Origin of the sequence: Streptomyces sp. NRRL S-495 (assembly GCF_000966955.1) — a bacterium.
Lineage (GTDB): Bacteria > Actinomycetota > Actinomycetes > Streptomycetales > Streptomycetaceae > Kitasatospora > Kitasatospora purpeofusca.
This window is the reverse complement of the sequence record NZ_JZWY01000190.1, coordinates 1-4,359: the sequence shown is the minus strand read 5'-3', so window position 1 is coordinate 4,359 and position 4,359 is coordinate 1. Positions and strand designations below refer to the sequence as shown.

Below are 4,359 nucleotides of genomic sequence, written 5' to 3'. Positions count from 1 at the left end.
AGCCCACCCAGGCCCCGGCGCAGCCGTCGCAGCCGCCGGCCAAGCCCGCGCAGCCGCCCGCCCAGCCCTCGCAGGCCCCGGCGCAGCCCGCCCAGCCGCCGGCCCAGCCGGCCCAGCCCGCGCAGCCGGCCGACAACGGCAACGACCCGCTGCCGAAGACCGTCAACGCCCAGCCGCTCCCGCACCCGTACACCAAGCTCGCCGTGCACGGGAAGCTGTTCGCGGACGCGCCGGGCAGCGGTGCCGAGGCCGCCGCCGGGCTGAGCCACTACCAGTGCTCCGCCACGGTGGTCGCCGACCCGGCCCACCCCGGCAAGAGCAACCTGGTCTGGACGGCCGGCCACTGCATCCACCAGGGCAAGGGCGGCAAGTACTTCAGCAACATCTCCTTCATCCCGGCGTTCAACAGCAACGGCGCGCTGAGCGGCGGCAAGCAGGCCGAGGAGGCGCAGTACGCGCCGCTCGGCATCTGGAACGCCACCCAGGCGGTCACCTCGCCGCAGTGGAAGGCCGAGGGCGGGGACGGCGGTTCGCCGGCCACCCAGTACGACTTCGCGATCATCCGGGTGCAGCCCGGTGAGGGCGGCAAGTCGCTGGAGGAGACGGTCGGCGGCGCCGTGCCGGTCTGGTTCAACGCCCCGCGCGAGCAGCTCAACATCACCGAGTACGGGTACCCGGCGGCCCCGCCGTTCGACGGCATGGAGCTCAACCGCTGCGAGAGCGGCAGGCCGACCCGGCTGTCCTACGACCCGACCCGCCCGCCGATGCTCACCATCGGCTGCACCATGACCGGCGGTTCCAGCGGCGGTGGCTGGCTGGCGGCCAAGGACGGCCAGCCGGCGCTGGTCAGCAATGTCTCGGTCGGCCAGCACACCGGTGACCCGAAGTTCCAGGCCGGCCCGTACCTGGACGACGTCGCCGCCGGTGCGTTCGACTTCATCTCCAAGAAGGGCTGACGCCCGCCGGACGCACGACGGCCGCCCCCGCACACCGAGGTGTGCGGGGGCGGCCGCGTTCGCGCCCCCTGCCGCGCGGTGGCTCAGTCGGCGAACGCCGTGAGGTCCAGCGCGGCCAGCCGGTCCGGGTCGGTGAGCACGTCGATCGCCACGATCACGCCGCCCACCACCGTGAACGCCATGATCGACATCGGTCGGCCGTTCGCCCCGATCACCACGACCCCCGCCGCGCCGTTGACCAGCGCCGGCCGCGCGTACGGCGACAGGCCGCGGAACATGACCGCCTGGCCCGCGACCGTCCGGGCCCCGTTGAGCACCACCGGACGCCGCTGCTCCCGCCCGGCGGCGGCCCCGTCGGCGCGCAGCACCACGTCCGGGTCCAGCACCGCGAGCAGCGCGTCGAGGTCCCCGGTGCGGGTGGCGGCGAAGAACGCGTCGACGGCCATCCGCTGGCGGGCCAGGTCCCGGTCCGGCGCGGGCGCCCGGCCCTGCACCTTGCGCCGGGCCCGGCTGGCCAGCTGCCGGGTGGCCGCCGCCGTCTTCTCGACCAGCGGGGCGATCTCCTCGAACGGCACCGCGAACATGTCGTGCAGCACGAAGGACACCCGCTCGGCGGGCGAGAGCGACTCCATGACCACCATCAGCGCCAGCCCGACCGAGTCGGCCAGCAGCACCTCCTGCTCCGGGTCCGGCGCGTCCGCCCGCCTGAGCAGCGGGTCCGGTATCCGCGACGGCTCGACGTCGCCGCCCCCGGCGCCGGCCGCGACCCGGGACTCGAAGGACTCCTCGCGCCGCTGGGCCCGCGAGCGCAGCTGGTTGAGGCAGATCCGTCCGATCACCGTGGTCAGCCAGCCGCCGAGGTTCTCCACCTCGGAGGTGTCGGTGCGGTCGTAGCGCAGCCAGGTGTCCTGGACGGCGTCCTCCGCCTCGGCGATCGAACCGAGCATCCGGTAGGCGACGGCCCGCAGGTGCGGCCGGTGCGCCTCGAACGAGTCCACGTCCCCCGACCCGGCGCCCCTCGCGGCCCCGGCGTCCTCCGCCGGGTCCGCCGCCAGAAAATTCTCGTCCACCCGTGTCACATTCCTTTGTCGCCGTGGGTCATAGCTCCGGAAGCACGAAACCTAGCGGGTCCGCCGGAAGCGCGGCCTCCGTTCGTCCAAGGAGTGACGATCATGACTCTCCCGACCCACGCCCCCGTTCTCGTGACCGGCGGCACCGGCACCCTCGGCCGCCACGTCGTACCGCTGCTGCGGGCGGCCGGCCGCGAGGTCCGGGTGCTCACCCGCAACCCCCGCCCGGCCGCCGACGGCGTCGCGTACGTGGCCGGCGACCTGCTCACCGGCGCCGACGGGAAGGGTGCCGTCGGGCAGGGCATGGACGCCGCCCTCGCCGGGGTCGAGGTGGTCCTGCACCTGGCCGGCGACGCCAAGAACGACGAGGCCACCACCCGCAACCTGGTCGCCGCCGCCCAGCGGGCCGGGGTGAAGCACCTGGTCTACATCTCGGTGATCGGCGCCGATCTGGTGCCGCTCGGCTACTTCCGGGCCAAGCACGCCGCCGAGCAGGCGGTCGTCGGCTCGGGCATCCCGTACACCACGCTGCGCGCCGCCCAGTTCCACGACCTGACGGCGAAGACGGCGGCCGCGATGGGCAAGCTGCCGCTCGTCCCCGGGCTCGGCGGCATGCGCTGGGAGCCGGTCGACGCGCGGGACGTCGCCGAGCGCCTGGTCGAACTGGCCCTGGCCGCGCCCGCCGGGCTCGTCCCCGACCTCGCCGGTCCGGCCGTCCGCACGCTCGGCGACCTCACCCGCGACTACCTCGCGGCCGCGGGCAAGCGCCGCCCGATGGTGCCGCTGCGGGTGCCCGGCAAGGTGGGCCGCTGCTACCGGGAGGGCGTCAACCTTGCCCGGCCCGGCGCCGACCGGGGCACCCGCACCTGGGAGGCCTTCCTCGCCGAGACCTTCCCGGCGGGCGCGGCGGCGGGTGCCGCCGCCCGGGTCAGGACCAGCTGACGGCGGCGGGCGCGCCGGTCTTCGCCGCCGTGGCCACCGCCGCGGTCGGCACCACCTTGGCGAACCGCATCGCGTGCAGCACCGTCGCGGTGGCCCGGGCGAGTTCGGCGGCCGGGAGGGTCACGCCGTCCGGGCCGGTCATGTCGAAGGCGTGCATGGCGTCGATCGGGAAGACCGTGTCGTAGCCGAGGTTGCCCGCCATCCGGGCCGTGGTCTCGTTGCACACATTGGTGATGATCCCGGTGACCACCACCTGCCGGGCGCCCCGCTCCTGGAGCCAGGCGTGCAGGTCCGGGGTGCCGTAGAAGGCGCTGTTCACCGTCTTGGTGATGTGCAGCGCGGGCTCGACCCCCGCCACGAAGTCCTTCAACTCGTAGCCGGGGGTGCCCGGTTCGAGCGGGCCGGTGGTGGAGGCGTGCTGGACGACCACGATCGGCCGCCCGGTGGCCTGCCACACGTCGATCAGTTCGCCGATCCGCTGCTCGGCCTGGGGGTTGTCGCGCTCGCCCCAGAACGCGGTGTCCTCGAAGCCCTTCTGGACGTCGATGACGACCAGGACGGCGTCGGTGTCGATGGTGAGCGGGGCGTCGAAGGCGCTGGTGTTCGTCATGCGTCCATGCTGCGGTGGGCCCGGGCCCACCCGTGAGCGGCGGTGGAGCCACCCATCGATACGATCCTGCCATGCGCACGGTGGGGTGTCTGGTCTTCGACGGGGTGCGGCCGTTCGACTACGCGGTGATCGGCGAGGTCTGGGCCGAACGGTCGGGCCTTCCCGGCATCCCCGACTTCGAGCTGCGGGTCTGCGGCCCGGAGGGCGCCCGGGTGCGGCTCGGCGGCGGGCTGGAACGCGTCCCGGGGCTGGAACGCGTCCCGGACTTCGGGCTGGACGCGCTGGCCGCCTGCGACCTGGTGGTGGTGCCGGGCGTGGAGCGGCCGGACGAGCCGCGCGACCCGGCCGTGCACGCCGCGCTGCGCGCCGCCCACGGGCGCGGCGTCACCATCGCCTCCCTCTGCGCGGGCGCCTTCGTCCTCGCCGAGGCCGGCCTGCTGGACGGCCGCACCGCCACCACCCACTGGGCCCTCGCCGACCGCCTGGCGGAGCGCTTCCCGGCGGTGGACGTCCGGCCCGAGGTGCTGTTCACCGGCGAGGGCCGGCTGTGGACCTCCGCCGGGGTGGCGGCCGGCATCGACCTCTGCCTGCACCTGGTCCGCGCGGCCCACGGCGAACGGGCGGCCGCGTCGATCGCCCGCGCCATGGTCACCGCACCCTTCCGCTCCGGCGGCCAGGCCCAGTTCATCCCCTCCCCGGTCCCGGAGCCCGCGCCCGCCGGGGACGACCCGCTCGCCCGCGTCCGCACCGAGGTCCTCGCCGCCCTCGACACCCCCTGGAC

General features: G+C 74.9%; 5 protein-coding genes. 3 read left to right on the top strand and 2 right to left on the bottom strand.

From position 1 onward, the window contains the following. On the top strand, positions 1-956 hold a 956-nt coding region (locus VR45_RS46855), incomplete at its 5' end, for a hypothetical protein (RefSeq protein ID WP_052709026.1). Positions 957-1,039: 83 nt separating this feature from the next. Here VR45_RS46855 and VR45_RS12185 read toward each other — a convergent pair. Beyond that, entirely contained in the window at positions 1,040-1,954 is a 915-nt protein-coding gene (locus VR45_RS12185) for a sigma-70 family RNA polymerase sigma factor (RefSeq protein ID WP_045939727.1), read from the bottom strand. 174 nt (positions 1,955-2,128) lie between these two features. Here VR45_RS12185 and VR45_RS12180 point away from each other — a divergent pair, with 174 nt between their 5' ends. Continuing rightward, positions 2,129-2,968: an NAD(P)H-binding protein gene (locus tag VR45_RS12180; protein WP_045939726.1), complete on the top strand. Its 840-nt coding sequence runs from the start codon at positions 2,129-2,131 to the stop codon at positions 2,966-2,968. Here VR45_RS12180 and VR45_RS12175 read toward each other — a convergent pair. Beyond that, positions 2,955-3,578 carry a cysteine hydrolase family protein gene (locus VR45_RS12175; RefSeq protein WP_045939725.1) on the bottom strand — a complete coding sequence of 208 codons (624 nt, stop codon included), beginning with the start codon at positions 3,576-3,578 and terminating at the stop codon, positions 2,955-2,957. The genes VR45_RS12180 and VR45_RS12175 overlap by 14 nt on opposite strands. A gap of 71 nt (positions 3,579-3,649) precedes the next feature. On the opposite strand from VR45_RS12175, the gene VR45_RS12170 reads away from it, so the two are divergent. Then, a partial coding sequence (locus VR45_RS12170) for an AraC family transcriptional regulator (protein ID WP_045939724.1) occupies positions 3,650-4,359 on the top strand: 710 nt, incomplete at its 3' end.